The 25,801-nt window shown below is 62.0% G+C and carries 22 protein-coding genes; 13 read left to right on the forward strand and 9 right to left on the reverse strand.

Annotated features, from left to right (window positions below):
- The first annotated feature begins 8 nt into the window (after nt 1-8).
- The 7 genes from OOZ53_RS17855 to OOZ53_RS17885 all read left to right on the forward strand — a co-directional run bounded on the left by OOZ53_RS17855 (nt 9) and on the right by OOZ53_RS17885 (nt 7,036).
- Nucleotides 9-500 (forward strand): (2Fe-2S)-binding protein, encoded by a 492-nt coding sequence (locus OOZ53_RS17855; protein ID WP_271091044.1) that lies wholly within the window; start codon nt 9-11, stop codon nt 498-500.
- Nucleotides 497-2,920, forward strand: a complete 2,424-nt coding sequence (locus tag OOZ53_RS17860; protein ID WP_271091045.1) for an aerobic carbon-monoxide dehydrogenase large subunit — start codon at nt 497-499, stop codon at nt 2,918-2,920. The genes OOZ53_RS17855 and OOZ53_RS17860 overlap by 4 nt, the downstream gene beginning before the upstream one ends.
- Nucleotides 2,921-2,991: 71 nt before the next feature.
- On the forward strand, nt 2,992-3,870 hold the full coding sequence (locus tag OOZ53_RS17865; protein ID WP_271091046.1) for an AAA family ATPase: 879 nt from the start codon (nt 2,992-2,994) through the stop codon (nt 3,868-3,870).
- Nucleotides 3,870-5,057 carry a vWA domain-containing protein gene (locus tag OOZ53_RS17870; protein WP_271091047.1) on the forward strand — a complete coding sequence of 396 codons (1,188 nt, stop codon included), beginning with the start codon at nt 3,870-3,872 and terminating at the stop codon, nt 5,055-5,057. Before OOZ53_RS17865 ends, OOZ53_RS17870 begins: the two co-directional genes overlap by 1 nt.
- 9 nt (nt 5,058-5,066) lie before the next feature.
- Nucleotides 5,067-5,909, forward strand: a complete 843-nt coding sequence (locus OOZ53_RS17875; RefSeq protein WP_271091048.1) for an XdhC family protein — start codon at nt 5,067-5,069, stop codon at nt 5,907-5,909.
- Nucleotides 5,906-6,556, forward strand: coding sequence for a nucleotidyltransferase family protein (locus tag OOZ53_RS17880; protein ID WP_271091049.1), 651 nt, complete (start codon nt 5,906-5,908; stop codon nt 6,554-6,556). Before OOZ53_RS17875 ends, OOZ53_RS17880 begins: the two co-directional genes overlap by 4 nt.
- Before the next feature lie 27 nt (nt 6,557-6,583).
- A complete protein-coding gene (locus OOZ53_RS17885; protein WP_271091050.1) occupies nt 6,584-7,036 on the forward strand; it encodes an SRPBCC family protein in 453 nt (150 codons plus the stop codon).
- Between the two features lie 11 nt (nt 7,037-7,047).
- Here the strand turns inward: OOZ53_RS17885 and OOZ53_RS17890 are convergent, their stop codons facing one another.
- Nucleotides 7,048-7,506: an Lrp/AsnC family transcriptional regulator gene (locus OOZ53_RS17890; protein WP_271091051.1), complete on the reverse strand. Its 459-nt coding sequence runs from the start codon at nt 7,504-7,506 to the stop codon at nt 7,048-7,050.
- Between the two features lie 138 nt (nt 7,507-7,644).
- Between OOZ53_RS17890 and OOZ53_RS17895 the strand changes: the two genes are divergently transcribed.
- Both OOZ53_RS17895 and OOZ53_RS17900 read left to right on the forward strand, forming a co-directional pair.
- Nucleotides 7,645-11,079, forward strand: coding sequence for an indolepyruvate ferredoxin oxidoreductase family protein (locus OOZ53_RS17895; protein WP_271091052.1), 3,435 nt, complete (start codon nt 7,645-7,647; stop codon nt 11,077-11,079).
- 21 nt (nt 11,080-11,100) lie between these two features.
- The gene (locus OOZ53_RS17900) at nt 11,101-12,285 is read left to right on the forward strand and encodes an amino acid aminotransferase (protein ID WP_271091053.1); all 1,185 of its coding nucleotides are present in this window, start codon (nt 11,101-11,103) and stop codon (nt 12,283-12,285) included.
- Nucleotides 12,286-12,342: 57 nt separating this feature from the next.
- Here the strand turns inward: OOZ53_RS17900 and OOZ53_RS17905 are convergent, their stop codons facing one another.
- The 8 genes from OOZ53_RS17905 to OOZ53_RS17940 form a co-directional block, all read right to left on the reverse strand.
- Nucleotides 12,343-13,830: an NAD-dependent succinate-semialdehyde dehydrogenase gene (locus OOZ53_RS17905; protein ID WP_271091054.1), complete on the reverse strand. Its 1,488-nt coding sequence runs from the start codon at nt 13,828-13,830 to the stop codon at nt 12,343-12,345.
- Between the two features lie 104 nt (nt 13,831-13,934).
- A complete protein-coding gene (locus OOZ53_RS17910; protein WP_271091055.1) occupies nt 13,935-14,972 on the reverse strand; it encodes a LacI family DNA-binding transcriptional regulator in 1,038 nt (345 codons plus the stop codon).
- Nucleotides 14,973-15,132: 160 nt separating this feature from the next.
- Nucleotides 15,133-15,576: a GAF domain-containing protein gene (locus tag OOZ53_RS17915; protein WP_271091056.1), complete on the reverse strand. Its 444-nt coding sequence runs from the start codon at nt 15,574-15,576 to the stop codon at nt 15,133-15,135.
- A 64-nt stretch (nt 15,577-15,640) separates the two neighbouring features.
- Nucleotides 15,641-16,795, reverse strand: a complete 1,155-nt coding sequence (locus tag OOZ53_RS17920; RefSeq protein ID WP_271091057.1) for a M24 family metallopeptidase — start codon at nt 16,793-16,795, stop codon at nt 15,641-15,643.
- Between the two features lie 9 nt (nt 16,796-16,804).
- Nucleotides 16,805-18,115, reverse strand: coding sequence for a TRAP transporter large permease (locus OOZ53_RS17925; RefSeq protein ID WP_271091058.1), 1,311 nt, complete (start codon nt 18,113-18,115; stop codon nt 16,805-16,807).
- Nucleotides 18,108-18,605: a TRAP transporter small permease gene (locus OOZ53_RS17930; RefSeq protein WP_271091059.1), complete on the reverse strand. Its 498-nt coding sequence runs from the start codon at nt 18,603-18,605 to the stop codon at nt 18,108-18,110. The genes OOZ53_RS17925 and OOZ53_RS17930 overlap by 8 nt, the downstream gene beginning before the upstream one ends.
- Nucleotides 18,606-18,667: 62 nt before the next feature.
- Nucleotides 18,668-19,801, reverse strand: a complete 1,134-nt coding sequence (locus OOZ53_RS17935; protein ID WP_271091060.1) for a C4-dicarboxylate TRAP transporter substrate-binding protein — start codon at nt 19,799-19,801, stop codon at nt 18,668-18,670.
- 16 nt (nt 19,802-19,817) lie between these two features.
- Nucleotides 19,818-20,471 (reverse strand): TetR/AcrR family transcriptional regulator, encoded by a 654-nt coding sequence (locus tag OOZ53_RS17940; protein ID WP_271091061.1) that lies wholly within the window; start codon nt 20,469-20,471, stop codon nt 19,818-19,820.
- 505 nt (nt 20,472-20,976) lie between these two features.
- Between OOZ53_RS17940 and urtA the strand changes: the two genes are divergently transcribed.
- The 4 genes from urtA (at nt 20,977) to urtD (ending at nt 25,801) form a co-directional block, all read left to right on the forward strand.
- Nucleotides 20,977-22,236, forward strand: coding sequence for an urea ABC transporter substrate-binding protein (urtA, locus tag OOZ53_RS17945; RefSeq protein WP_271091087.1), 1,260 nt, complete (start codon nt 20,977-20,979; stop codon nt 22,234-22,236).
- A 72-nt stretch (nt 22,237-22,308) separates the two neighbouring features.
- Nucleotides 22,309-23,913, forward strand: coding sequence for an urea ABC transporter permease subunit UrtB (gene urtB / locus OOZ53_RS17950; RefSeq protein WP_271091062.1), 1,605 nt, complete (start codon nt 22,309-22,311; stop codon nt 23,911-23,913).
- Entirely contained in the window at nt 23,910-25,052 is a 1,143-nt protein-coding gene (urtC, locus tag OOZ53_RS17955) for an urea ABC transporter permease subunit UrtC (protein WP_271091063.1), read from the forward strand. The genes urtB and urtC overlap by 4 nt, the downstream gene beginning before the upstream one ends.
- A complete protein-coding gene (urtD, locus tag OOZ53_RS17960; protein ID WP_271091064.1) occupies nt 25,049-25,801 on the forward strand; it encodes an urea ABC transporter ATP-binding protein UrtD in 753 nt (250 codons plus the stop codon). The genes urtC and urtD overlap by 4 nt, the downstream gene beginning before the upstream one ends.

Raw genomic sequence — 25,801 nt, forward strand, 5'->3', positions numbered from 1 at the left:
AGATTTCCATGTCGAAAACCCACGTAAAGATGACCGTCAACGGCAAGGCGGTCGAAGCACTCGCCGAACCGCGCACATTGCTTATCCATTTCCTGCGCGAAGAGCTTGATCTCACCGGCCCGCATATCGGCTGCGACACCAGCCATTGCGGCGCCTGCACGGTCGATATCGACGGCAAGTCCGTCAAATCCTGCACCGTTTTCGTCGGCCAGGTCGAAGGCGCAGACGTGACGACGATCGAAGGCATCGCCCAGCCCGATGGCACGCTGCACGCCGTCCAGGAGGCGTTCCGCCAGCATCACGGCCTGCAATGCGGCTTCTGCACGCCGGGCATGATCACCCGCGCCTGGCGGCTCCTGCAGGAGAACCCGAATCCGACCGAGGAGGAAATCCGCTACGGCATCAGCGGCAATCTGTGCCGCTGCACGGGCTATCAGAACATCGTCAAGGCCATCCAGGCCGCCGCCGAGGAGCTTTCGGTCAAGGAGGCAGCAGAATGAACGTCCAGACACCCCCCAGCGCCGAAGAGCGCGTCGAAAAACTCCAGGGCCTCGGCTCTTCGCGCAAGCGCGTCGAGGATGCCCGCTTCACGCAGGGCAAGGGCAATTATGTCGACGACATCAAGCTGCCCGGCATGCTGTTCGGCGATTTCGTTCGTTCGCCCTATGGCCACGCCCGCATCAAGTCGATCAACAAGGATGCGGCACTGGCGCTTCCCGGCGTGGTCGCCGTATTGACGGCAGAAGATCTCAAGCCGCTCAACCTGCATTACATGCCGACACTTGCCGGCGACGTGCAGGCCGTGCTTGCCGACGAAAAAGTGCTGTTCCAGAACCAGGAAGTCGCCTTTGTCGTTGCCGAGGACCGCTACATCGCCGCCGATGCGGTCGATCTGGTCGAGGTCGATTATGAGGAACTGCCGGCGCTCACCGACGCCTTCAAGGCGATGGATGCCGACGCGCCGCTGTTGCGCGAGGACATCAAGGACAAGATGGAAGGCGCGCACGGTCCGCGCAAACACCACAACCACATCTTCCACTGGGAAGAGGGCGACGAGGCCGGCGCCAGCAAAGCGCTCGCCGATGCCGAGGTAACGGTCGAGGAACTGATCACCTACCAGCGTGTTCATCCCTGCCCGCTGGAGACTTGCGGCTGCGTTGCCTCCATGGACAAGATCAACGGCAAGCTGACCCTTTGGGGCACCTTCCAGGCGCCGCATGCGGTGCGTACGGTCGCCTCGCTGATCACCAATATCCCGGAACACAATATCCGGGTGATCTCGCCCGATATCGGCGGCGGCTTCGGCAACAAGGTCGGTGTCTATCCGGGCTATATCTGCTCAGCGGTCGCTTCCATCGTGACGGGTGTGCCGATCAAATGGGTCGAGGACCGCATCGAGAACCTGACGGCGACCGCCTTTGCCCGCGACTATCACATGACCGGCAAGCTGGCGGCGACGAAGGACGGCAAGATCACCGGCCTGCATTGTCACGTGCTTGCCGACCACGGCGCGTTCGACGCCTGTGCCGATCCGACCAAGTTCCCGGCCGGCTTCTTCCACATCTGCACCGGCTCCTACGACATACCGGTCGCCTATGTGGGCGTTGACGGCGTCTACACGAACAAGGCGCCGGGCGGTGTTGCCTATCGCTGCTCGTTCCGCGTGACGGAAGCGGCCTACATGATCGAACGGATGATCGACATCCTGGCGCTGAAGCTGGAGATGGACCCGGTCGAGCTGCGCATGAAGAACTTCATCAGGAAGGAGCAGTTCCCCTACGCATCGGCGCTCGGCTGGGAATATGACAGCGGCGACTACCACACGGCCATGCAGAAGGCGCTGGACAGCGTCAGCCATCAGGCCCTTCGCGACGAACAGGCGCAAAACCGCGCCGCCTTCGACCGCGGCGAGACCCGCAAGCTGATGGGTATCGGCGTCGCGCACTTCACCGAGATCGTCGGCGCCGGTCCGGTCAAGAACTGCGACATTCTCGGCCTCGGCATGTTCGACAGCTGCGAAATCCGCATCCATCCGACCGGATCGGCCATCGCCCGCCTCGGCACCATCAGCCAGGGCCAGGGCCATGCGACGACCTTCGCGCAGATCCTTGCCAGCGAGATCGGCATTCCCGCCGAGGACATCACGCTCGAGGAAGGCGACACGGACACCGCGCCCTACGGCCTTGGCACCTACGGCTCGCGTTCGACGCCGGTGGCCGGCGCCGCGACCGCCATGGCCGGCCGCAAGATCCGCGCCAAGGCGCAGATGATTGCCGCCTATCTGCTGGAGGTGCACGAGGACGATCTCGAATGGGACATCGACCGCTTCCAGGTCAAGGGCAATCCGGAAGCGCACAAGACCATGAAGGAAATCGCCTTTGCGTCCTACAACCAGGCAATTCCCGGGCTGGAGCCCGGTCTGGAGGCCGTGTCCTACTACGATCCGCCCAACATGACCTATCCCTTCGGCGCCTATATCTGCGTCGTCGATGTCGATGTCGACACCGGCGTCACGGATGTCCGCAGCTTCTACGCGCTTGACGATTGCGGCACCCGCATCAACCCGATGATCATCGAGGGTCAGGTCCATGGCGGCCTGACGGAGGCGCTGGCGATCGCCATGGGGCAGGACATCTCCTATGACGAGATCGGCAATGTCCAGGGCGGCAGCCTGATGGACTTCTTCCTGCCGACCGCCGTCGAGACGCCGGTCTGGCAGACCGACCATACGACGACGCCCAGCCCGCATCACCCGATCGGCGCCAAGGGTGTTGGCGAGAGCCCGAATGTCGGCGGGGTCCCGGCCCTTTCCAACGCCGTCATTGATGCCTTTGCCCACAAGGGCCTGACCCATTCGCAGATGCCGCACGATCACTGGCGCGTCTGGAAGACGGCTCAGAGCCTCGGGCTGACCGGTTGAGCCCGACGCCGCGCCGCCATTGAAATCCGGCTGCGCGGCGACACTTAATAACCATTAGGCTTCGGCTTTTGATGACTATTCAAGACGATATCGGCCCCAAATTGCTGGCCGCCGGCTATGTGGCGGACGACACGCTGGCCACCGCACTGCAGCTCACCCTGTCGCTTCGGCGCCCGCTTCTGCTTGAGGGCGAAGCCGGCGTCGGCAAGACGGAAACGGCAAAGGCCCTGGCCGCTGCACTCGATACCAGGCTAATCCGGCTGCAGTGCTACGAGGGCCTCGACGCAACGGCGACGATCTATGAGTGGAACTACCAGAAGCAGCTTCTGGCGATCCGCGCGCGTGAGCACGACAATGTGCCTGCCGACGCCATCGAGAAACAGATTTTCTCCGAGGATTTCCTCTTGCGGCGGCCTCTGCTGGAAGCGATCAGCCAGGACAAAAGCCCCGTCCTCCTGATTGACGAGATCGACCGCGCCGACGAGGAATTCGAGGCCTACCTTCTGGAAATCCTGTCGGATTTCCAGGTGACGATCCCCGAACTCGGCACCATCGCGGCGAGCAGCCGCCCCTATGTCATCCTGACGTCCAACGGCACGCGGGAGTTGTCCGACGCGCTGCGCCGCCGCTGCCTCTATTCCTATGTGGAATTCCCCGATCACGCCCGCGAGCTCGCAATCCTCAGCGCGCGCATGCCGGATCTTGAAAGCAGGCTCGCCAATGCGATCATCGGTTTCGTCCAACAACTGCGCAGGGAAGACCTGGAGAAGAAACCCGGCATTGCAGAGACACTGGATTGGGCAGCGGCATTGAGCGGCCTCGGCGTCAACAATCTCGGCGACGATATCGACAAGATCACGCAAACCATGATCTGTCTTCTGAAGACCGAACCCGATCTGAAGTCGGTCACCCGCGAGGTCGTATCCCGGCTGTCCGGAAAGGCCGCCTGATGGCCGCCGGCACGGATAGGGCAACAAACGCCCCGTTGACGGACCGGATCATCGGTTTCGTCGATCATCTGCGTGCCAACGGCTTTACCGTTGGAACGCAGGAGAGCGGGCGCATCGCCGCATATCTTGCCGAGCACCCCCTGCCGCAGCTCCCGAGAATCAGACTGGAGCTGAAAATCCTGCTGACCGGCAACCGGGACGAATGGCTGCGCTTCGATGAATTGTTTGAAGCCTATTTCGTGGCGTCAGGGCGCGAGCGCACACATATACGCAGAACCACATCGCCCCATGTGAAGAACCCGCTGCGCCACGCGCCGGTCTGGCGCGAGCATCTGGCCGACACGAACGCCGGTTCGGACGCCCCGCAGATCGAGAGCGATCATGCCGGCGACGTTTCGGGCGAGGCGACCGGCCGCCTGATCGCCGCAAAACAATCTGTCGACCGGAAGACGGACCTCAAGCACATTGTCGATCCGGACGAGATGCGCGCCGCCGAGGACCTTGCGCTGCGCCTTGCAAAAGCCATGCGCTATCGCCTTTCCCGGCGCCACCGCGCAGCCCGCCACGGTCGCCGTATCGATCTGCGCCGTACCATCCGACGCGCCCTGCCCCGCGGCGGCGAGCCCATCGAACTGTTCAGGCGCACGACGCCCGATCGCCCGGTGCATATTATCGTGTTTCTCGATGTCTCCGGATCGATGAAGCACTACAGCCGCTTCTTCCTGCAATTCGTCAAGGGCCTGGTGTGTTCTTGGATGCAGTCCGACGCCTTTGTCTTCCATACCCGCCTGATCCGCGTCACCGATGCGGTGCGCGACCGCAACTCGGCACGCGCAATGACCCGCCTCGCCCTGATGGCCGAGGGGTTCGGCGGCGGCACGAAGCTTGGCGAAAGCATCGCGACTTTCAACCGGACCTACGCACGCCGGCTCACCAATTCACGCACCGTCGCCATCATCCTGAGCGACGGCTATGACACCGGTTCGGCCGACGAACTGGCGGCCGAACTGGCGCGGCTGAAACGCCATGTCCGCCGGCTTGTCTGGCTCAACCCGTTGCTCGGCTGGCAGAGCTACGAACCGGTCACAGCCGCCATGCAGGCGGCGCGGCCCTACATCGACCATTTCGCCGCCGCCAATTCGCTGGAAAGCCTCGCGGCCATCGAGCCGCAACTGGCGCAGCTTTGAGACGAAGTCATGAAACTTTCGCAAAACACGCTGGACCTGATCGAGACGTTGCGCAGCAGCGGTCGAAGCTTCTGCATCGCCACCATCGTGCGCACCAAGGATGCGACCTCCGCCAAACCCGGCGCAAAGGCCGTGGTGACGGAAGACGGCGAAATGCACGGTTTTCTCGGCGGCGGCTGCGTCACCGGCGCGGTGAAGAAGGAAGCCATCGCCGCACTTGAGAGCCAGCAGCCCAAGCTGATGCGCGTCAGGCCGAAGGACGAGGTGGTCGCACCGGTCGATACAGACGGCACCACACTGCACAAATCCTCCTGCCCCAGCGGCGGAACGGTCGAGATTTTCCTCGAGCCGATGAAGGCACGACGCCGGCTGGTTATCCTCGGCAGTTCGCCGATCGCACAGACGCTTGTCTCGATTGCCGGTGCGATCGGTTACCAGACCATCGCCGGCGCGCCGGGCGACGAGTCGGGGACGATGGGGAACGCCGATGTCTGTCACGAGGGCTTTGCGGAAGCCGCCGCGCAGGCGGGTCCGGGCGACGCCCTGATCCTTGCGACGCAGGGGCGGCGTGACCGCGAAGCCCTGCGCGCCGCGCTGCAATCACAAGCCGGCTATATAGGCATGGTGGCGAGCCGCCGGAAATTTGCCGCGCTCGCCGGAGAACTCGGTTCCGATCCGGATCTCGCCGAACGCCTCGAAACCGTGCGCGCACCGGCCGGCCTCGACATCAAGGCCGTGGAGCCTGAGGAAATCGCGCTGTCGATCATGGGCGAGATCATCGCCCTGCGCCGGGCCGGCCAGCTCGGCAAAAAGGCGCCGGAACATGGCGGCACCAGGAAAGCGGCGCAATGAAATCGGCGGCACGCAACATCGACGCCGTATTGCTGGCCGCGGGCCTGTCGCGCCGCATGGGCGCGGAAAACAAGCTGCTCCTGCGCTATCAGGGCCGGCCCCTCGTCCGGCATACCGCCGCAACGCTGATCAAGGCCCGCTTCCGGAGGCTTCTTGTCGTCACCGGCCATGACGCCATGCGGATCGAGGGCGCGCTTGCGGGCCTTGCCGTTACGACAAGCCGCAATCCGCATTATCGCAAGGGTCAGATGTCGTCGGTCGTGCACGGCCTGCGGGCGCTGATGCCGGGCATGGGGAAGAACACGCCGGCGGACGGCATCATGATCGCTCTTGCCGACATGCCCTATCTGACAGCCGCGGATTATCGCGATCTCGCCCGCGCGTTTCGCGAGGATGGATGCGAGCACATCATCGTTCCCGAATTTCTCGGCCAGCGCGGCAATCCGATCGTCCTGCCGCCTCGACTGGCGGCAGTGGCATCCAATGGCGATCTGAACACCGGCTGCCGCAGGCTGATCGAAAACCGGCCCGGCGATGTGCGCACCGTCGAAGCTCGCAATTCCGCCTTCGTGCGCGACATAGACACGGCCACAGATTATGGCCACGCGGTGCGCTCGTCCTACCTTGCAGCGCCCTGCTGCGGATAATTCAAAAAACACAAGGAAATACGCCCCATGGAAATGAGCGACTCGCAACGCATCCGCGCCTCGCGCCAGACCGTCTATGAAGCCCTCAACGACCCGGAAATCCTCAAACAGTCCATACCGGGCTGCGAGGAACTGGAAATGGTCTCCGACACGGAAATGACGGCCAGGGTCGTGCTGCGCATCGGTCCGGTCAAGGCCCGCTTTACCGGAAATGTGGAGCTGTCGGATCTGGTACCGCCCGAAAGTTACACGATCTCCGGCGAAGGCAAGGGCGGTGTCGCCGGCTTCGCCAAGGGTGGCGCGACGGTGAAGCTGGTGGAAGACGGCGAAGATACAATCCTCGAATATGAGGTGAAGGCCGATATCGGCGGCAAGCTGGCGCAGCTCGGCAGCCGGCTGATCGATTCCACCTCGAAGAAGCTCGCCGGCCAGTTCTTTTCCAATTTCAGCGCCATTGTCGAGAAAGAGGCGGCCGCCTGATTGCCGCGCCGTCACACCGGGATATAGGCCTGCGACTTGATTTCCTTCAAAATCAAACTGGTCTTGATGTGCGCGACGCCGGGCAGCTGGAACAGGAAGTCCTCGAGAAGCTGATTATAGGCGGCCTGGTCTTCGCAGATCACCCGCAGATGGTAATCCGCGTCGCCGGTCGTCGCCAGGCATTCAAGCACCTCTTCGCGCTGCGTAACGGCGGCGATGAATTCCTTTAGCCGGCTCGTCTCGTGCCGCACCAGCGAGACATAGACGATGGCCTGGAAGCCCAGCCCTGTCAAAGGACCGTCGACGATTGCCGAATAGCGGCGAATAACGCCGGATTTTTCCAGCGCATTGACCCGCCGCCAACATACCGATGCCGAAAGGCCCACCTTGTCGGCCAGTGCCTGATTGGTGATCTGGCAGTCTTTCTGCAATTCGCGAAGCAATGCGCGATCATGCCGGTCGAGCTGCATGTGAGTCTCCAGATATTCCATGATTGGCCGCAGTTTAGGTTAAATTATCCTATTTCGGAGAAAATAACAAACAAAACGGACAAATTTACCGGCGCTTTCGGGTTAATCTAATTAAAACGATACTCAGGGGATGCGCCAATGAACGTTCACGCTCCGATGCCGCTGGCGGCCTATGGCCTGGACGACCGTTACCAGCGACGCTCGAGCCGGGTTTACATGACCGGAACCCAGGCCATCACACGCATTGTTCTGGACCAGGCCCTGCGCGACCGGCAGGCCGGCCTCAACACCGCCGGCTTCGTTTCCGGCTATCGCGGCTCGCCCCTCGGCGGCGTCGATCTTGAAATGTGGCGCTGCAAGGCGCTGCTGAAGGATCGCAACATCGAGTTCCTGCCGGCCGTCAACGAAGACCTTGCGGCAACGGCCGTTCTCGGCTCGCAGCAAGTGGAGACGGACCCGAACAGGCAGGTCGAAGGCGTCTTCGGCCTCTGGTACGGCAAGGGCCCGGGTGTCGACCGGGCCGGCGATGCGCTCAAACACGGCAACGCCTATGGCTCTTCGCCCCATGGCGGCGTGCTGGTCGTCGCCGGCGATGACCATGGCTGCGTCTCCTCGTCCATGCCACATCAGTCGGATGTCGCCTTCATGGCCTGGTTCATGCCGACGCTCAATCCGGCCAGTGTCGGCGAATATCTGCAATTCGGCGAATATGGCTACGCGCTCAGCCGCTATTCGGGCATGTGGGTCGGCTTCAAGGCGATTTCCGAGACGGTCGAATCCGCCGCTTCGGTTGAAATCCTGCCTGACCGGGTCTTTCGAACGCCTGACTTCGAAATCCCGGCGACGGGTCTTCACTATCGCTGGCCCGACCTTCCCGGGCCCCAGATCGAAGAGCGCATGGAGGCAAAGAAACAGGCGGTCTTCGCCTTTGCCGAAGCCAATCCCATCGACCGGCGCATCTATGGTCACGAGGACGCAACCTTCGGCATCGTCACCACCGGCAAGGGCCATCTCGACCTGATGGAAGCGCTGCGCCTGCTCGGCCTTGACCGTCAGGCCTGCAGGGATCTCGGTATCGACATCTACAAGGTCGGCATGGTCTGGCCGCTGCCGAGGCGCGATGCCCTGTCCTTCGTCAAGGGCAAGCGCGAGGTGCTGGTGATCGAGGAAAAGCGCGGCATCATTGAAAGCCAGTTCAAGGAATACTTCTACGACTATCCGGGCGACAAGCCCGACCGAATGATCGGCAAGCGAGACGAGAATGGCGAACGGCTGGTGCCGTGGACGGGCGAGTTATCCCCGCTACAGCTCGCACCGCTCGTCGCCCGGCGCCTCGATCTGATTTTCGAGACCGATCGTTTCGGCAAACGGGCGCGGCAACTTGAAGAAAACCGGCTGGCGCCGATCGCGGTCGAGGGCGCGACCCGCACCCCCTATTTCTGTTCCGGCTGCCCGCACAATTCGTCCACCAAGGTTCCGGAAGGCTCCAAGGCGCTCGCCGGCATCGGCTGCCACTTCATGGCAAGCTGGATGGACCGCGAAACCACCTCGCTGATCCAGATGGGCGGCGAAGGCGTCAACTGGGCTGCTTCGTCGAAATTCACCGGCAACGGCCACATCTTCCAGAATCTCGGCGAAGGCACCTATTACCACTCCGGCTCCATGGCCATCCGCCAATCGATCGCCGCCGGCGCAAACATCACCTACAAGATCTTGTTCAACGATGCCGTCGCCATGACCGGCGGCCAGCCGGTAGACGGGCCGATCAGCGTCCAGGCCATCGCCCACGAGGTGCGTGCCGAGGGTGTCGAGCGCATCGCCCTTGTCTCGGATGATCCCGGCAAGTTCTCGCTGTCCGATTTTCCGGCCCGCACCACCCTGCACCATCGCCGCGAGCTCGATCCGCTGCAGCGCGAGTTGCGCGAAGTCCCGGGCGTTTCCGCGCTGATTTACGAACAGACCTGCGCCACTGAGAAACGCCGCCGCCGCAAGCGCGGACAGATGGAGGATCCGAAGCGTTTCGCCGTCATCAACGAGCTCGTCTGCGAGGGCTGCGGCGATTGTTCGGTCGAGTCCAATTGTCTGAGCATCGAGCCGGTGGAAACGGAATTCGGCCGCAAGCGCCGCATCAACCTTTCTTCATGCAACAAGGATTTCTCCTGCCTCGACGGCTTCTGCCCCAGCTTCGCGACAGTCGAAGGCGCCGAGCGCCGCAAGAGCCCCGGAACACAAACCGATGCGGCGGCGCTGGCCGAGGAATTGCCCCTACCCCAGCCGCAGACGCTCGAAAACCCCTTCAACCTGCTGGTCACCGGCGTCGGGGGCACCGGCGTTGTAACTGTCGGCGCACTCATCACAATGGCCGCCCATCTGGAAAACAAGGGCGCCTCGGTTCTCGACTTCACCGGTTTCGCGCAGAAATTCGGCCCGGTGCTGAGCTATATCCGGCTGGCCGCCGATCCGGCCGCAATCAACCAGGTGCGCATTGATGACGGCTCGGCCGACGCACTGATTGCCGGCGACATCGTCGTTTCCTCCTCGCCCAAGGCCTCGCGCGCCTATCGCCCGGACATGCGGGCGGTGCTCAATCTGGCCGAATCGCCGACCGGCGACATCGTGCGTAACCGCGACGCCAGCCTTGCCGTCGATCGTCGGCGCGCGGAGATCGAGAAAGCGGTCGGCGCGGACAATGTGGCGGCTCTCGACGCCAACCGACTGTCCGAAAAACTGCTGGGCGATACGGTCTTTGCCAACATCATTCTGCTCGGCTTTGCCTGGCAGCAAGGGCTGGTTCCTGTTTCGCTTCAGGCGCTGATGCGCGCCATCGAGCTGAACGGCGTCGCTATCGAAAAGAATGTCCAGGCCTTCTCGTGGGGCCGCATCGCCCTTGCACGGCCGGAGCTCCTTCCGGAAAGCGAGGATGCCGGCAAAGTCGAGGAACAAAGCCTCGAAACGCTCATCGAACGCCGCGAGGCCTTCCTGACGGATTATCAGGACACCGCCTATGCCGCCCGCTACAGGCAAACGATCGATATGGTCGGCGCCCGCGAGCAGGCGATCGGCGCCGGCGGCCTTGCTGAGGCCGTCGCGAAATCCCTGTTCAAGCTGATGGCCTACAAGGACGAATACGAAGTCGCGCGCCTGCATTGCGACCCGGCGTTCCTTGAAAAACTGAAGGACCGTTTCGACGGCGATTTCACCATCAAATACTATATGGCGCCGCCGCTTCTGCCGCTTGGCAAGGATGCGCGCGGCCGGCCGCGCAAGCGCCAGTTCGGCAACTGGATGCTGCCGGTCTTCCGCGTGCTCGCCCGCATGAAGCGTCTGCGGGGCACCGCCTTCGATCCCTTCGGATACGGTCACGACCGCAAACTGGAGCGGGGCCTGATCGCCTGGTTCGAGGCCCTGGTGCGCGACAATCTGGACAACGTCACGGCGGACAATGCCGAAGACTGGCGCGAACTCTTCGAATTGCCGATGCAGATACGCGGCTATGGACCTGTGAAGGAAGAAGCGGTAGCTAAGGCCAGATCGCAGGCCGACGCCGGCCTCGCAAGACTCACCGCCGCATAGCCAAGTTCAGGATCCACCGCCATGTTTGAAAAGCTCCAGCCCGCCCCGCCCGACAAGATCCTTGCGCTGCTGGCGCAGTACCGCGAGGACGGCCGCGCCGACAAGATCGACCTCGGCGTCGGTGTCTACAAGGACGAGCAGGGCGAAACGCCCGTCATGCGCTCGATTCGCGAGGCTGAAAAACGCCTCTACGAAGAGCAGACGACCAAGTCCTATGTCGGCCTGCAGGGCGACAAGGCATTCTGCGCGGTCATGGGGACGCTGGTTCTCGGAGATGCTATCCTAGGCGAGCGGATGCGTGTATGCCAGTCGCTCGGCGGCTCGGGCGCGCTCAGCATCATCGCCATGATGATCAACCGCGCCAGGCCGAACGCCACCGTCTGGCTGTCCGATCCGTCCTGGCCGAACCACATTCCGCTGCTGTCCGGCGCCGGACTGAAACCGCAATCCTATCCCTATTACGACGCGGCCACCGGCGCGATCCTCTTCGAAGAGATGATGGCGGCCCTGCGTGGCGCCGAAGCGGGCGATATCGTGCTGCTGCACGGCTGCTGTCACAACCCGACGGGCGCCGACCTGTCGCTCGAGCAATGGGCGGCGATCGCCGATCTCTGCGCCGAGAAGGGCCTGTTCCCCTTTGTCGACCTTGCCTATCAGGGCTTCGGCGACGGGCTCGAGGAAGATGTCGCGGGGGTGCGGCTGATGGCGCAGAAAGTTCCGGAACTGGCCATCGCGGCAAGCTGTTCGAAAAATTTCGCCGTCTATCGCGAGCGCGCCGGCGCGGCGATCCTGGTCAGCAACGATGCCGGTGCACTCGACAACGCGTTCAGCCAGTTGCTCTCGGTCAAGCGCAGCGTCTATTCCATGCCGCCGGACCATGGCGGCGCCATCGTGCGCATCGTGCTGGAAGACGCAGGCCTGCGCGCCGACTGGATGGAAGAGCTGGAAGGGATGCGCAGCCGCATGGTGACGCTACGCCGCGATTTCGCCGATGCCCTGCGCCGCGCGTCGAACAGCGAGCGCTTCGATTTCATCGCCGAACAGAAAGGCATGTTCTCCCGCCTCGGCCTGACCACCGGGCAGATCGACACGCTGCGCAATGATCACGGCATCTACATTGTCGGCGACAGCCGTATCAATATTGCCGGCCTGCACCACGACAAGCTGGATGATCTGGCCCGCGCCATCGTTGCGGTTTCCAGCTGACGAAATGAAGACGGGGCCCTGCGGCCCCGTTTCGTTTCGATCTCGAAGAAGGTTGGCTCAAGCGCCGATCCCACCGAAGCAGAGATATTTGATCTCGACGAAATCATCGATCCCGTATTTGGAGCCTTCACGCCCGAGGCCGGACTGCTTGACACCGCCGAAGGGCGCGACCTCGGTCGAGATCAGGCCGGTATTGATGCCGACCATGCCGTATTCGAGCGCCTCGGCCACCGTCCAGACACGCGACAGGTCGCGGGCGTAGAAATAGGACGCCAGGCCGAACTCGGTCGCATTGGCCAGCGCGATCACCTCCTCGACGGTCTCGAAGCGGAACAGCGGCGCCACCGGTCCGAAGGTTTCCTCGCGCGCCACCTTCATTTCGGTCGAAACGCCCGTCAGCACGGTCGGCTCGTAGAACGTGCCGCCATGCGCATCCGCCTTGCCGCCGGTCAACACGGTCGCCCCGTGGGCCACCGCATCGGACACGTGCTCCTCGACCTTGGACAGCCCCTGCTTGTCGATGAGCGGCCCGGTGGTCACGCCGTCCTCGAATCCGTCGCCGACCTTCAGCTCGCCCACCTTGGCGGCGAGCTTTTCGGCGAATTCGTCATAGACGCCGGCCTGAACGTAGATCCGGTTGGCGCACACGCAGGTCTGACCGGCATTGCGGTATTTCGAGATCATCGCGCCCTCGACGGCCGCATCGATATCGGCATCGTCGAAGACGATGAACGGCGCGTTGCCGCCGAGTTCCAGGCCGATCTTCTTGATCTGGTCAGAACACTGGCGCATCAGGATGCGCCCGACCTCGGTCGAGCCGGTAAAGGTCAGCTTGCGCACCTTGTCATTGTCCGACAGCTCGCGGCCGATGGCCGGTCCGTCCTCGCCGATGATCAGGTTGAAGACGCCCGCCGGCATGCCGGCGCGTTCCGCCAGAACACCAAGCGCAATCGCCGAAAGCGGCGTCTGCTCCGCCGGCTTGACGACGACCGCACAGCCGGTGGCGAGCGCCGGCGCGATCTTGCGGGTGATCATGGCATTCGGGAAATTCCACGGCGTGATCGCCCCGACCACACCGATCGGCTGCTTGATGACCACCAGCCGTTTGTCGCCCTGGTGACCCGGGATCGTATCGCCATAGACACGCTTGGCCTCCTCGGCGAACCACTCCATGAAGGACGCGCCATAGACGATCTCGCCCCGCGCTTCGGCGAACGGCTTGCCCATCTCCATGGTCAGGATGGTCGCAAGGTCATCGGCATTCTCGAGCTGGAGGTCGTGGAGCCGGCGCAATATGGCGCCGCGTTCCTTGGCGGTCATTGCCGCCCATTTCTTTTGCGCGTCATGGGCCGCATCGATCGCCTGGCGGGTGTTTTGCGCGCCCATATCGGGCAGGCTGGCGATCACCTCGCCATTGGAAGGATTATCGACGTCGAAATGCCTGCCGCTGTCCGCCTCGGTGATCCACTGACCGCCGACAAGACCGGCGGCGGGTAAAAGCGACGGGTCGGACAGTCGCGACAGAAGTTTATCGGAAATGCTCATCGGGAGGCCTCCACGAAACGCGTAATCTGGAAAAGTCGGCGTTGCGCCGTTCGGCAGATGTATTGACCATCGGCGGCGACAACGCAAGCAGCCGCGCCGAGATTTTACTGCGCGCTGATTTCGAGCTTGTTCGGGGCCTTGCCGGTGGATTGCCGCACGATCAGTTCCGTCTGCATTTCAATGGTCCGCGGCACGGACTGCCGCGCACCGATAATGTCCAGCAGCATGGTCATGGCCGTGCGGCCGATATCGACGCGCGGCTGGCTGATCGTCGTCAGCGGCGGGCTGTAGCTCTCGCTGACGAAGAGGTCGTCAAAGCCGATCACCGAAACATCTTCCGGAACGCGCAGGCCCCTCCGGCGCAGCTCGCCGATCGCCCCGAACGCCATTTCGTCATTGGCGGCAAAAAGCGCGGTGGGCGGGTTGTCGGCATCGAAGAGCGCGGCGCAACAGGCCCGTCCGCTCTGTATGGAATAGTCGCCCGCCGGCTCGTAATTGCGCGGGATTTCCAAACCGGCCTTGGCCATCGCCTTGCGGTAACCGTCGCGCCGCAACCGGCTGAGGATCTCCGGCAGCGGGCCGCAGATATGCGCGATTTTCCGGTGGCCGAGCGATGCGAGATGACGCACGGCCTGCTTAGCCGCCGCGCAGTTGTCGATCTGCACATGGGCCAGCCCGCAATCATCCACCGCCTCCAGCGCCACGACGATGGGCGGCGCGCCGGATGCGGGGTCGAGCACCGCATGTCCTTCCGGCAGCGTTCCCGTCATCAGGATCATGCCATCGGCCTGCCCGTCGCGCAGCATGTCGAAATACTCCGCCTCGCGGGCCGGATCGTCCTCGGTATTGCCCATCAGGAGCACATAGCCGGCGGCGCGCGCAACCGCTTCGACACCCTTGAAGATTTCGAGATAGAAGGGATTGCTCATATTGCGCACGACAAGGAGCACGGCCATCGACTTCTGGATGCGCAGATTGCGCGCCCGCACGTTGAGCCGGTAATTGAGCCGGTTCGCCGCCGCGCGGACCTTTTCGCGCGTCGCATCGGTCACCAGCGCTGAATCGCTCAGCGCCCGCGAGACCGTCGCCGTCGAGACGCCGGCGACGCGCGCGATGTCCTTGATCTTGGTCCGTTCACTCATTCCAGATTCCGCAACGGGCTGTGCGATGCCCCGGTCAGAAACCGTCCGCCAAACCTTGCCCAAACGCACTTATACTGGATTTGTAATCGATTGCAAAATTACAAGAAACCTGCCTCGCTGGAACCGGTCCTGGCCCGCCGGTTTCCTCAGGCCTGGAATGTCAACGCGGGAACAACTGGCTGAGTGCGTCGGACATCGCGCCCTGTATATCCCGCGCCAGATGTTTGAAATCTTCCGGTGCGGGACAGGATACGTAGAGGCAGTTGAGACTGCCGATGAGTGTGCTTTGTGAAACCAGGGGCACATTCAAAACAGTGTGGATGTCGTTTGCCAGTATGAGCTCGTGATCCGGAAAAGTCGCCCGGATCGCTTCGGCGCCGGCAAACAATGCGGGCTTCTTGCGTTCGATAATCTGTTGGACCCAGTTTCCCGCGGGAACAGGCTTTGAGCCGTATGTCGGGAAAACCGGAGGCATTGAGGAAAAGACGCGGCGCATCCGCGAGCCATTGTCGCTCAACAGGAGAACTGTGACGTGGTCGCAGGAAGCCAGCTTCCTTGCCATGTCTGCACAGCGGGCAATCTCCGGCTCATCGGCAGGCGTCATGGCCGCACCCGCCTCTCAAATTTCGTTGGTTCGTTCACGCTATCGGATCTTGATACAATTCAGTTCAGATGGTGAGTTCGGCAAGGGTGTCAGGGGCTTCGGTCAGGCAAGCCAGACCGCCATCCGCGACGACGACCGTGTCGGAATGCCTGAAACCGCCGACACCGGGAATGTAGATTCCGGGCTCCAGCGTGAACACCATGCCTTCCTTGATGACCCCCTCGTCGCCGTCCGCCAGAAACGGTCCTTCATGGGAGGTGACGCCCATTCCATGGCCGGCACGATGACGACGCGCCGATGAATATCCGCGCTTGTCGATGAGCGCATTCACTTCGCGGTCGATATCGCCCATCAGGTTTCCGGCGCGCGTCCTTTCAAAGCAGATGTTTCGGGCCTCCATCATCGTCTCATAAGGCGCCCTGGCTTCCTCCGGTACCGCGCCAAGAAAGAATGTGCGCTCAATCTCCGCCCCGTATCCGTTGAGAACGGAATTGAACACGGTGACATGAGGCCCGCCCGGCAGCATCTTCATGTCGAGATCGGTGAAATTATGCGGGTCGTGGGAAACGCCGGCATTCTGGATCAGGGTCATGATGGACGTCGCCAGGGGATTCATGGACGGATTGTCCGCAGCGATCTTGGAAAGGAGTTCTTTTCCGATGGTAAGGTTGATCTCGCTTTGCGAAAGTCCGGGCCTTGCCTCCGCCAGCAATTGGGCATGGGCCTCGCTCATCAGCCGGCAACCATAAGCGATACGACCGAGTTCATAGTCGGATTTGACCTCGCGAAGCCGATCGACAAGGTCGATCGGAAGGCCGCGGTCGCCGATGCAGCGCAGCAACGCGCCCGGCAGCATGTCCTCGACGCCGATGCGCCCGGTTTCGGGCAACACGTCGTGAAAACGGTCGCTCCAGCGCTGCCCTTCGGGGGCCGGAAACTCTGCGTAAGTTGCAAGCTCCACATCTCCCACAATGCGGTGCGTCGCGTGATCCAGTTCCAGAAACGGTACCAGGAACACTGGACGGCCGGTCTTCGGAACGATGAGTATGAACGGTCGCTCGTGAACGAAATTCGCGAAATTGGTCAGCCAAAGGACGTTCGCCGGAGAATGGCAGACATAGGCCTCCAATCCGTATCGCCCGAGCGCGTCCTGCAGCCGGGACACCCGTCCGCGCATTTCGTCGATCGTCGGTGCGGCAAAGGTTTCTTCTATTTTCACGTCAACACCTCAAAAGAATCTGGAGGGAAGCCACAGCGTTATCGCCGGGACCGTTATGAGAATGGCCAGCGTCAGGATATCCATGGCGATAAACCAGGTTACGCCCCTGAAAATCGTCGGAAGCCGCACCTGTCCATCCAGTGCACTTTGTATGACGAAGATGTTCAGGCCGATCGGTGGCGTTATCAGTCCGATTTCAAGCAACTTGATCAGGATGATGCCGAACCAGATAAGATCGATGTCGAGCGAACCGGCCAGGGGCAGGATGAGCGGGGCCGTCAAGAGCAGCAGCCCGATCGAGTCTATGAACATGCCAAGAACGATGTAGAGAACCGAGACGGCCAGTATCAGCACAAGAGGCCCGGCGGCGCTGTGCTGAAACAGGTCCTCCAGCATTCTGTTCAGGCCGACGACCGCCGAGTACCGGGTCAGAAGCGCGCCGCCGATGACGATTATGAAGATCGCCGTGAAGGACAATGCGCTCTGTTTCAGTGCCCGCATGAAAGCGGCAAACCGGAACTTGCCGCTGGCCAGTGCGATGGCCACCGCCCCCAACGCGCCGAGCGCACCGGCCTCGGTCGGTGTGGCGATGCCCAGAGATATGCTGCCCATCACGATCAGGATCAGCAACGGCAGCGGCGCGATGTCAAAGAGAAGTTTCCGGGTAAATGGCTGGATCTCGTCATCCGCAGCAGCGCCTCCAAGTGCCGGATTGAGACCGCAACGCACAATGATCATCGTCATGTAGATCACGACCGACAGGATTCCCGGCAGGACCCCCGCCAGAAACAGGCCGCCGATGGAGACATCCGCATAGACACCGTAGAGGATCATCAGGATGCTCGGCGGGATAAGCGAACCAAGCGTACCCGATGCCGCGATCGTCCCGCATGCCAGCCCCGGATCGTATTTCCGGCTCAACATCTCCGGTATCGCGATGCGGGACATGGATGCCGCCGTCGCCACCGATGAACCGGACGCCGCGGCAAACAGCGCGCTGGCCAGAACGCTGGCGCAGGCGAGCGCGCCGGGAAGCCGCGCCAGCAGCGCCCTTGACGCGTTGAACAGCCCCTTTGTCAATCCCGTTTCCGAGGCGACAAACCCCATCAGCAGGAACATCGGGACAGCGGAAAAGCTCCAGTTGGTCGACAACTCATAGGGCAGCCTGGAGATCGAGCCGATGGCGGCGCGCAGGCTTGTCTCATGGGCAATGCCGACAAATGAGACCGTGATGAGCGAAAGGCCGATGGGAACGCGTATCGCAATCAGGCAGAGCAGGGCCGCGAAAGCCAGCAGGACGGAGATCAACGGTTCAGACATCACGGTCCCGATCTTGAAAACGTTTGACGCACAGCAGGAAAGCCGCAACGGCCGATGTGGCGAAGACGAATGGAAGCACCCACCGGACCGGCCATATCGGCAGATGGCTTATCCCCATCGAGACCTCGCCGTTATCTGTTGAGACGACCGCCTGTTTGAACGTGAAATAGGCCAGCACCAGATAGATGAGCGCGGTCAGCAGAACCGAGACGACAATGGAAAGCTGTTTCATCCGGCGTGGGAAAAGCCTGTAAAACAGGTCGGTATCGATATGCCCGCCCTTCAGCTCAAGCGTCATGATCGGAAAGAACACCAGCGGGATCATGTAGTAGAACGAAACGATCTCTATCGTGGCGCCGATCGGTGCATTGACGGATGCCCGCAGAAGCACGTCGACCGAAACGGTCAACAGTATCGCAAGAACCGCAAGGGCGGCGAGCGCGAGCTGCAGGCGGGCAAGGAACTCCGCCAGGCGGTTAACGGAATGCATGATGGTTTTCCCGGAATGGCACCATTGACGGGGCCGGCACGCCGGCCCCGCCCGGTGTCGGATCAGTTCAGACCGTAGGCTTCGACATCAACCTTGTCGTAGATCTCTTGCCTGATCAGCCCGGCGAATGCCTCTTTGTCCTCGACGGGCACATCTTTAAGCAGGTCGTCCCACTTGTTCACCGTTGATTGGAAACGGTCGAGCAGGGACTCGGGATCTTCAATGCCGAATGTGGATTTGGCGATCTCGGCCGCAGCAGTCGGCTGCGCCTTGCGAAACGCCTCGATCGATTCCTTGAGGTCGGCCGTTGGTTCATGAAAGGATACGCCTTCTTCCGCCAGGCTGTCGCGAGCCTCCTGCTCAGCCAGCAAGGTCCCGTCGACGATGAAGGTCGCGATCGTGTCGGCCTCGGCATTCAAAACCGCCCGTCGCTGATCCGCCGTGAGTTCGGCCCAGCTATCCTTGTTGTAGCCGTGCCCCAGACCCGCCCAGAAAAGGGTGATCGGCAAATCGGTGATGTGGTAGGCGACTTCGTAGAGTTTGCGCGCCTTGGCATCGACCGCAGTCGTGGTCGTGCAGGTCAGTGCGCCCTTTTCCAAGGCGCCATATTGTTCGTTCGTATTGAAAGCGACGGTCACGCCACCCGCCGAATTCGCCCAGGCGGCCGGCGCCCGGCCGGGCAGCCTCAGCTTTGCGCCTTTCATCTCGGCAAGGCTTGTCACCGGCTCATTGCAAACCAGCTTGTAATGGTTTGTGGCATAGGAACTGCCGAACACGACGCCATGCCGCGTCCACTCGGCGCTAAGCTCGGGATCGAAAATGTTGAACTCCGTCGCCGCTGCAATGATCACGCGGGGATCCGAAAACGTCATGCCCAGCTCCTCGACCGCGTTGGAAACGGGCAGGTCTGAAGGGGTATACTGCGCGAAATGTCCGGAAACGTCGGCAAGCCCGTCTGCGAGTTCGGAGAGGTTTCCAAGCGCCGTAACCCGAGGCGATCCAAGCTCCACTTCCGCTGTCAGCGTTCCGTTGGAATGATGGGCGACGCGTTCGGCCCAGTAGTCATAGAGATAGCGCGAGTACATATGCGTGGGCGGCAGCCAGGTGGCCGCGACAAGGCTGTCTCTGGCCAGGGCGGCACCGGATGTGGTGGTCATTGCTGCGCAAAAGGCCAGCGCGATGGGCAACTTTCTCATGATTTACTCCCGAATGTCATGATTTGCTTTTGGTTTTGATTGAAACGACCCGTTCGTCCGCGGGACGAACGACCGCACCGTCCAGGAACAGTTTGGGAAAGCCCCGCATCAGGCGCTCACGCGCCTGCGGCGCAGCGCCGAATGAGGTCGAGAACGCGTAGCCACGAAGAACGTTCGATGCCATTGCCCAGTGATCCGAGCGTTGCTCACGGTCGTGGCCGGGCAGTTCGAACGTATTGTCCCAGAACTCGAAAAGAGATTGCCGCCAGTCGGCAACCGCTTCCTGAACAAGGGCGGAAAGGGTCAGTTCCGCGCGAATTCCCAGGGCAATCTCCATGCAGCCGACGAAGAGATCGCTCGCGATCGTTTCACCCGTCTTCGAGACGAACTCCTCCTGCGTGATTGCGCCGGTACGCAGTTGCATCGCGATTTCGTGCAGTTGACCTGCGAATTCGACGAGGAGATCGCCGAACGCTGCGGCAATAAGGTGGTCCTTGGTGGGAAAGTGGTGGAACAGGGCGCCGCGCGACACACCCGCCTTTTTCAGGATCGGCAGGATCGACAGGCCGGCGAACCCGTTGGTGATCAACTGGTCCACGGTCGCCTTCTTCAAGAGCGCGATGGTCCGTTCAGCATCCCGAATGCGTTCATTCGACTTGTCCTGGCTCATCGCTGTTCTCCCCTTTTCAGTCCGGTGGCTGGCACATATACATACAGACCGGTTGGTATGTAAAGAACTTTTTTGAGAACACTCGATCCGGCTGCGTTGTCGATTGGTTTTTTCTGAAAACGGCAGACCCTGCGCCGCAGGGCGCAGGGCCGAGGATTTGTGGTGCAAATACCTCTACCGGAAAACCGGTCCGCAATTCCTAGCGCATGAGGCACACGGCGTCACGGCGATTTCATTGCCCGAACAAGCGCCATTCGCGCCTGCACAACAATTAAGCAGAATGCTGCAACGCACAAAATTGCATCACATTCGCCCCTTGAACGAGACCAGGGCGCAGAGGTCTCGAGAAGTTAATTTTTCATTAAAAACAAACGCATAGCGGCGGCGCAGGCGGCGATCTGAAAACTGGCACGATTCCTGCTCGGATAAAGCCGGTGCAAATACTTCTACGCAGATCATGGAGATCAATATGAGTACGCTTAAAAACCGGATCCGGTCCTTCGGCATGGCAACGATCGTCGCCGCAACGACCGCTTCGTCCGCCGCATGGGCCGAGGACACGATCAAGGTCGGCATCCTGCATTCCCTGTCCGGGACGATGGCGATCTCGGAAACCACCCTGAAGGACGTCATGCTCATGCTCATCGAGGAGCAGAACGAGAAGGGTGGCCTTCTGGGCAAACAGCTTGAGGCCGTTGTCGTCGATCCCGCCTCCGACTGGCCGCTCTTTGCCGAAAAGGCCCGCGAACTTCTGGAAGTTCACGAAGTCGCCGCCGTTTTCGGCAACTGGACGTCGGTCAGCCGCAAGTCGGTCCTTCCGGTCTTCGACGAACTCAACGGCATCCTCTTTTATCCCGTCCAGTACGAGGGCGAGGAAAGCCAGCGCAACGTCTTCTACACCGGCGCGGCACCCAACCAGCAGGCCATTCCCGCCGTCGACTACCTCCTGGAGAACGAGGAGGTCGAGCGCTGGGTGCTTGCGGGAACCGACTATGTCTATCCGCGCACGACCAACAAGATCCTCGAGGCCTATCTGAAATCCAAGGGCGTGTCCGACGAGGACATCATGATCAACTACACGCCCTTCGGCCACTCAGACTGGCAGACCATCGTCGCCGACATCAAGGCCTTCGGCTCGGAAGGCAAGAAGACGGCTGTCGTCTCCACCATCAACGGCGATGCCAACGTGCCCTTCTATAAGGAGCTCGGCAACCAGGGCATTTCGGCCACCGACATTCCGGTCGTCGCCTTCTCCGTCGGCGAAGAGGAACTGGCCGGCCTCGACACCGCGCCGCTCGTCGGCCACCTTGCCGCATGGAACTATTTCCAGTCGGTCGACACGCCCGAAAACGAGGCCTTTATCGAAGCCTGGAAAGCCTTCATCGGCGACGAGGACCGCGTCACCAACGATCCGATGGAAGCCCACTATATCGGCTTCAACATGTGGGTGAAGGCGGTGGAAAAGGCCGGCACCACCGACGTCGACACGGTGATCGATGAAATCATCGGCGTTGCCGTGCCGAACCTGTCCGGCGGATATTCCGCAATGATGCCGAACCATCACATCACCAAGCCGGTGCTGATCGGCGAGATCCAGGAAGACGGTCAGTTCGATATTGTCGACCAGACCGACGGTCTCGTCGCCGGTGACGCCTGGTCCGACTACCTGCCGGATTCGGCCAAGCTGATCTCCGACTGGAGGAAGCCGCTCGAGTGCGGAAACTTCAATGTCGAGACCCAGACCTGCGGCGGCAAGGGAAGCTGACCGCATAGAAGCCAAAACGGCGGGCCTTGATGCCCGCCGCACTCCGACAGAATGCGCCGCTGGCCCAGGATTATGTTGAAACGATTTATCGCCGCACTGTTCATCCTCCCAATGCTGTTTTCCGGCGCCGGCGCCGATGATGGGTTAATCGAACGCATCGACGCGCTGGCGACCGGCAAACTGAAGGACCGCGCTGCTCAGATCGAAGCAATATCCGAAACCGGCGACGCGCGGGCCGTCCCTGCTCTCCAAGCTCTCAGGGACGGCTCGCTCTATTTCCGAAAGTCCGACAAGAAAGTCTTTCTCGCTGAAAAATCCGGATCGGACTTTGTCCTGAAGGACCCTTTGACCGCGGCCGAGGTGGAAACCTTGTCGAAGAGCGCCGTCCGCAAGGTCAAGGTCAACAACCGGCTGCGCCGGCAGCTCACCGCTGTCATCGGATCCATGACCCTCGAAAGCCCCGACCCGGGCACTCGCCTGGCGGCGGCACGAACGATTTTCAAGACCGGCGATGTCTCGGCCTTGGAGGCGCTTGAGGCAGCCATACGGACTGAACAGAACGCCGACGTTCTTGCCGCAATGGAACTCGCCCGCGCCTCGGCGCTCCTCAAAAGCGATGCCGAGACGTTCGAAAAGGTCAAGGCCGTCGAACTTGTCGGAACCAGGGGTGGCCGCGACGCCGTTCCGCTTTTGAAGGAACTCGAGTCGTCGCAGGATGAGAGCATCGCGCAGGCCGCCGGAAAACAGATAGCCCAGATCGAGAAGGCGCAGGTTCTCTGGAACTCCGCGCAGACGGTCTGGTACGGCATATCGCTTGGCTCCGTGCTGCTGCTTGCCGCCATCGGCCTGGCCGTCACCTTCGGCGTGATGGGCGTCATCAACATGGCCCATGGCGAGATGGTCATGCTGGGCGCCTACACGACCTTTGTCGTGCAGGAAGTCATCCGCGGTTCCTTCCCCGGCCTGTTCGATTACTCGCTGCTGATGGCCCTGCCGCTGGCATTCCTCGTCGCCGGAGCCTGCGGCTTTGCCATGGAGCGCGGCATCATCCGCTTTCTGTACGGCCGCCCGCTCGAAACGCTGCTTGCCACCTGGGGCGTGTCGCTCATCCTGCAGCAGGCGATCCGCACGATATTCGGCCCCACCAACAGGGAAGTCGGCAATCCGTCATGGATGTCGGGGGCCTATGAACTTGGCGGGCTGACTCTCACGGCCAACCGGCTGTGGATCGTGGTATTTGCCCTGATCGTCTTCGCCGCCCTTTTTCTTGTCCTCAAGAGAACCGGTTTCGGGCTGCAGATGCGGGCCGTCACCCAGAACCGCAAGATGGCCTCGTCCATGGGCATCAGGACGCCCTGGGTCGACGCGCTGACCTTCGCGCTCGGTTCCGGCATTGCCGGCATCGCCGGGGTCGCCCTGTCGCAGATCGCCAATGTCTCTCCCAATCTCGGCCAGAGCTACATCATCGACAGCTTCATGGTTGTCGTGTTCGGCGGCGTCGGCAATCTCTGGGGAACGCTGGTGGGTGCCATGACCCTCGGCATCGCCAACAAGTTCCTTGAGCCATATGCCGGCGCCGTCCTCGCCAAGATCCTGATCCTCGTCTTCATCATCCTGTTCATCCAGAAGCGACCACGCGGGCTGTTCGCGCTGAAAGGCCGGGCGGTCGAAGCATGATCACCTCGTTCGTCTTCAAGGCGCTGGACCGCCGCGCCATCTGGGTCATTGCCGTGCTTGTCGGTCTGGCGGTCCTGGTGCCGCTGCTCAATCTCGCCCTGCCCGCCGGCCATCCGCTGCACGTGCCCAACTACGCCATCAGCCTCATGGGCAAATATCTCACCTATGCGCTGCTGGCGCTGGCGCTTGATCTGGTCTGGGGCTATTGCGGCATACTCTCGCTCGGCCACGGCGCCTTCTTCGCGCTCGGCGGCTATGCGATGGGCATGTATCTGATGCGCCAGATCGGCGCGCGCGGCGTCTATGGCGACCCGGTCCTGCCGGATTTCATGGTCTTTCTCAACTGGCAGGAACTGCCCTGGTTCTGGTACGGCTTCGACCAGTTCTGGTTCGCCGCCATCATGATCGTCCTCGTTCCGGGCGCGCTCGCCTTCGTCTTCGGGTGGTTCGCCTTTCGAAGCCGCGTCACCGGCGTTTACCTGTCGATCATCACGCAGGCGATGACCTATGCGCTGCTGCTCGCCTTCTTCCGCAACGAGATGGGCTTCGGCGGCAATAACGGCCTGACGGATTTCAAGGACATTCTCGGATACGCCATCCAGGCCGACACCACCCGCGCCGCGCTTTTTTCCGCCTCGGCGCTGGCCCTGGCCGCCGCATTCCTCATCTGCTCCGGCATCGTGCGTTCAAAATTCGGCAAGGTGCTGGTTGCCGTGCGCGACGCCGAGAGCCGCTCGCGCTTCTTCGGCTACCGCGTCGAGAACGTGAAACTCTTCGTCTTCGTCGTCTCGGCGATGATGGCCGGCGTCGCAGGCGCGCTCTACGTTCCGCAGGTCGGCATCATCAATCCCGGCGAATTCGCGCCGGCCAATTCCATCGAGGTGGTTATCTGGACCGCCGTCGGCGGCCGCGGCACCCTTGTCGGCCCGATTGTCGGCGCGGTGCTGGTCAATGCCGGCAAGTCGGTGTTCACCGCCGCGTTTCCCGAATTCTGGCTCTTCGCGCTCGGCGCCCTCTTCGTTGCCGTCACGCTGTTCCTGCCGAAAGGCATTGTCGGCGCGCTTTCGGGCCTCGCGACACGGCGGCCCCGGCGCCCGGCGCCGGTGATCAGGGATGCCGCAGGGGAGGCCGCGGAATGACCAAGACCGCAAAAGGAAGCCTGCTTTATCTGGACGGCGTCAGTGTCGCATTCGACGGCTTCAAGGCGATCAATAATCTGTCGCTCGTGTTGGAGCCCGGCGAGATGCGCGCCATCATCGGGCCGAACGGCGCTGGCAAGACCACGATGATGGATATCGTCACCGGCAAGACGCGCCCGGACACCGGCGACGTGATCTTTGACGGCGAGGTCGACCTGACGCGCCACGACGAGACCGATATCGCCGCGCTCGGCATCGGCCGCAAGTTCCAGAAGCCGACCGTTTTCGAAAGCCACACGGTCGAAGACAATCTGGAACTGGCGCTCGACCGCAGGCGGGGTGTCTTCGCGACGCTGTTTTACGATCAGACACAAAAAGACCGCGAGGCCATCGACCGCATTCTCGAGACGACCCGGCTGACAGCCCGCCGTCACGAACGAGCCGCCAATCTCTCGCACGGCCAGAAACAATGGCTCGAAATCGGCATGCTGCTGGCGCAGAACCCCAAGCTGCTGCTGGTCGACGAACCGGTCGCCGGCATGACCGACGCGGAAACCGAGGAAACGGCCCGCCTGTTGCGCGAGATCGCGCAGAACCATTCGGTCGTCGTCGTCGAGCACGATATGGGCTTCGTCCGCGAACTCGACGTGAAGGTCACGGTGCTTGCCGAAGGCTCGGTTCTGGCGGAAGGCTCGCTCGACCATGTGAGCAACGACAGCAAGGTCATCGAGAATTATCTCGGCAGGTAG

The sequence above is a fragment of the Allohoeflea poritis genome (genome assembly GCF_027889715.1).
GTDB lineage: Bacteria > Pseudomonadota > Alphaproteobacteria > Rhizobiales > Rhizobiaceae > Hoeflea_A > Hoeflea_A poritis.

Excerpts from the sequence above, each read along its gene's own strand:
- OOZ53_RS17865 (WP_271091046.1), top strand. The coding sequence starts at position 2,992 with ATGACTATTCAAGACGATATCGGCCCCAAATTGCTGGCCGCCGGCTAT.
- OOZ53_RS17900 (WP_271091053.1), top strand. The coding sequence starts at position 11,101 with ATGTTTGAAAAGCTCCAGCCCGCCCCGCCCGACAAGATCCTTGCGCTG.
- OOZ53_RS17905 (WP_271091054.1), bottom strand. The coding sequence starts at position 13,830 with ATGAGCATTTCCGATAAACTTCTGTCGCGACTGTCCGACCCGTCGCTT.
- urtB (WP_271091062.1), top strand. The coding sequence starts at position 22,309 with ATGTTGAAACGATTTATCGCCGCACTGTTCATCCTCCCAATGCTGTTT.
- OOZ53_RS17895 (WP_271091052.1), top strand. The coding sequence starts at position 7,645 with ATGAACGTTCACGCTCCGATGCCGCTGGCGGCCTATGGCCTGGACGAC.
- urtA (WP_271091087.1), top strand. The coding sequence starts at position 20,977 with ATGGCAACGATCGTCGCCGCAACGACCGCTTCGTCCGCCGCATGGGCC.
- OOZ53_RS17935 (WP_271091060.1), bottom strand. The coding sequence starts at position 19,801 with ATGAGAAAGTTGCCCATCGCGCTGGCCTTTTGCGCAGCAATGACCACC.
- OOZ53_RS17930 (WP_271091059.1), bottom strand. The coding sequence starts at position 18,605 with ATGCATTCCGTTAACCGCCTGGCGGAGTTCCTTGCCCGCCTGCAGCTC.
- OOZ53_RS17915 (WP_271091056.1), bottom strand. The coding sequence starts at position 15,576 with ATGACGCCTGCCGATGAGCCGGAGATTGCCCGCTGTGCAGACATGGCA.
- urtC (WP_271091063.1), top strand. The coding sequence starts at position 23,910 with ATGATCACCTCGTTCGTCTTCAAGGCGCTGGACCGCCGCGCCATCTGG.
- OOZ53_RS17890 (WP_271091051.1), bottom strand. The coding sequence starts at position 7,506 with ATGCAGCTCGACCGGCATGATCGCGCATTGCTTCGCGAATTGCAGAAA.
- OOZ53_RS17870 (WP_271091047.1), top strand. The coding sequence starts at position 3,870 with ATGGCCGCCGGCACGGATAGGGCAACAAACGCCCCGTTGACGGACCGG.
- OOZ53_RS17875 (WP_271091048.1), top strand. The coding sequence starts at position 5,067 with ATGAAACTTTCGCAAAACACGCTGGACCTGATCGAGACGTTGCGCAGC.
- OOZ53_RS17910 (WP_271091055.1), bottom strand. The coding sequence starts at position 14,972 with ATGAGTGAACGGACCAAGATCAAGGACATCGCGCGCGTCGCCGGCGTC.
- OOZ53_RS17925 (WP_271091058.1), bottom strand. The coding sequence starts at position 18,115 with ATGTCTGAACCGTTGATCTCCGTCCTGCTGGCTTTCGCGGCCCTGCTC.
- OOZ53_RS17940 (WP_271091061.1), bottom strand. The coding sequence starts at position 20,471 with ATGAGCCAGGACAAGTCGAATGAACGCATTCGGGATGCTGAACGGACC.
- OOZ53_RS17885 (WP_271091050.1), top strand. The coding sequence starts at position 6,584 with ATGGAAATGAGCGACTCGCAACGCATCCGCGCCTCGCGCCAGACCGTC.
- OOZ53_RS17880 (WP_271091049.1), top strand. The coding sequence starts at position 5,906 with ATGAAATCGGCGGCACGCAACATCGACGCCGTATTGCTGGCCGCGGGC.
- OOZ53_RS17860 (WP_271091045.1), top strand. The coding sequence starts at position 497 with ATGAACGTCCAGACACCCCCCAGCGCCGAAGAGCGCGTCGAAAAACTC.
- OOZ53_RS17855 (WP_271091044.1), top strand. The coding sequence starts at position 9 with ATGTCGAAAACCCACGTAAAGATGACCGTCAACGGCAAGGCGGTCGAA.
- urtD (WP_271091064.1), top strand. The coding sequence starts at position 25,049 with ATGACCAAGACCGCAAAAGGAAGCCTGCTTTATCTGGACGGCGTCAGT.